Origin of the sequence: Odoribacter sp. N54.MGS-14, from assembly GCF_000980295.1 — a bacterium.
Taxonomy (GTDB): domain Bacteria; phylum Bacteroidota; class Bacteroidia; order Bacteroidales; family Marinifilaceae; genus Odoribacter; species Odoribacter splanchnicus.
Map to the genome: position 1 here is coordinate 1 of NZ_LARL01000135.1, position 2136 is coordinate 2136.

Consider the following 2136-nt stretch of genomic DNA (forward strand, 5'->3'; position numbering starts at 1 on the left):
TCCTTATCTTTCATATTTGCTATTTTTAGTGAAAAATATATAATCCACCGAAAACGTTTGACTACAATAATTAGAATCAAACATATTACTAATAATAAAAAATCGGAACAAAAGTACGTCTCTATCCAAATTTTTTAGATAAAATATGATCAAAAACTAGTAAAATTGTATCAAAAAAAAGAAATGCAAGAATTATATAAAATATTATAACACAATATTTTATCAATAATCAGACGATATTTTAATTATTTCATTCTACTTTTCAGTAAAGGCATAAAATATCCGCCGACAACCGAACGAGCCTGAAATCCACGCTGATGTCCGCTGGAAGTCATATGCCAGTCACTGATAGGCACTCTCGAGGGAGTCTCATTGGCATAACGCCACACCGGATCGACCAATTGTCCGAATACGGCCGGATCATCGGTCAGCGATGCCACCCATAGGATCCAATCCGACTTGGTGTAATCCGCCCGGTTGTCCAAAGGAACTCCGTACTTATTCGCTTTTGTCGGATAATAAGCCAATTCTTTATTATAAATATCGTCGGCAAAAAGGTCGGTTTTAAATAGTTTATCCCACACCATATTGTATTTCAGACTCCAGGTTCCGGCTTTATCGAAAGTCAGTTTATAATGATCACCGTCAGCTGCCATTTGCTCCCATTGTTGTGCCATCTGTTTCGCTTTGCCCAGATAAGTGGCAGCAATATCCTTCTTACCGAGCATTTCGGCCATCTTACCGTAAGCAGCGATTCCCATAATAGCTTTTACCGACAGGTTGGTATTGTGAGCGAAATGCCCCGCAAAATCATCGGTACAGAGTTGGTTTTCAGGATCCATTCCATGCTCGAGTAAATAATTGGCCCAGGTGGTCATTACCTCCCAATGTTTGGCAGCATAGTCGGCATTGCCATCGATCATGCAGACAGCTGCAGCCATAGTCAGCATATTACCGCTCTCTTCAACCGGCATATCCCCGCCATAGGTCTGGCCGTTAGCCAAAGGATAAGTACCGATATCATGAGCCGCAAAAGGCTTCGTCCATTTTCCGCTCTCACTGTAATAGAAAATATGATTCATCAATCCTTTCGCCAGATCGGTATTATAAACCAAAAACAAAGGCACAGAAGGATAGGAAATATCGACGGTACCGATTGAACCGTTACTGAAATTCTCCTTAGAAAGAAAAATCAGATTTCCTTCTTTATCTTCGATCAGCTTATGTGCAGCAATGGCCTGACGATAAGCCAAGGCACACAATTCAGCATATTTTTTCCCACCGACAGCCGCAGCTTTATTCATCAATTGTACATCAAAATCAGCACAACGATCCATAATGCCGGCATATTCTGTTGCAGCCGCGTTCAATTCTCCCTCGATAGTTTTATCCCCTTTCCGGTTCCAATAAGGACGCCTGTTTTCTCCGAAATATTGGATAGCATACAGGTCGTCGTATCCCAACAGAATATACCCGGAAGTTGTCTCACCCGCTACCTGTCCCAAATCCTGAGCAATGGCCAGCACTTCCAGTTCCACGGTCAAATCTCCGGATAAAGACGGATCACAACTGTTTTTCAAAGCTGTAGCCTGTTTAAACTGATTTTTCACCTCATCCGACTTTCCGATCTGTACCGTTTTACCTTTATCACAAGCCATATAGAAATATCCCCAATCGATCATCACATCGTCTCCCCGGCGTCCCAGGATTTTTTGTTCTTTAGTACCGGTCTTCAACAGATACTGACCGGCAGTCTCTTTCAACTCACATTGTACAGGCTGAAAAATGCGGTGTTGCGCCCACTGGGGAGTCGTCTCGAAATATACTCCCACTTCATGCGGTTTCCCGTCGGTAGAAGCAACCTGATAGGTAACATAATTCACCGGCCGCGACATCAGATCGAGATTATCCATCAATAAAGGAGCTGTAAAAATAACATCCAGTTTCACCCCTCCGCATTCAAAAGTATAATAAGTCTGAGTAGGCATCACATTGGCAGAAGTTTGTGTTGCAGTCCTGGCAAAAACCGATTTGTCGATTTGTTTCTCCCACAAACAGAAGTCCAGATAACCGGCAGCCACCCGGTTGTGACAATGCACAGCGATAATATTTTTTCCCGGTTTCAAGACCTTCATC

At 42.6% G+C, this 2136-nt stretch carries 1 protein-coding gene; it reads right to left on the bottom strand.

Features of this window, described 5'->3' with window-relative positions:
* Positions 1–245: 245 nt before the first annotated feature.
* The coding region (locus WS42_RS14530; RefSeq protein WP_046451347.1) for a glutaminase domain-containing protein at positions 246–2136 on the bottom strand (1891 nt) is incomplete at its 5' end.